The following is a 307-nucleotide window of genomic DNA, read 5'->3' on the forward strand; positions in this document are numbered from 1 at the left end:
TTAAGGTATTTTCTTACTTCATTATACCATAATCAAAAAGCAGTTCTTCATTTTACGAAGAACTGCTTTTACGAACTATTTTTTATGCTTATAGTCACTAGTTTACATATAAATCTCTAAAGCGACCATCTACTTCTGCTATCTGATAGAGCAAGTGGGCTAGTTCTTGGTAATCTTCTTTTAAACATGAAAGATGGGCTTGGCCAAATAAAGAAGCCAATTCTTCTTTGAATCTTGCCCCTTTCGGATCATGGTCTTTTAAGAACTTACTGAGATAGAGATTTCGAACAGCAGCAAGTTTAAAGCT

1 pseudogene is annotated in these 307 nt (G+C 34.2%); it reads right to left on the bottom strand.

The features are described from left to right. Positions 1–97 precede the first annotated feature (97 nt). Positions 98–307: pseudogene (locus SORDD24_RS11400) on the bottom strand (peptidase); the annotation flags it as partial.

The sequence above is a fragment of the Streptococcus oralis genome (assembly GCF_001579175.1).
Lineage (GTDB): Bacteria > Bacillota > Bacilli > Lactobacillales > Streptococcaceae > Streptococcus > Streptococcus oralis_O.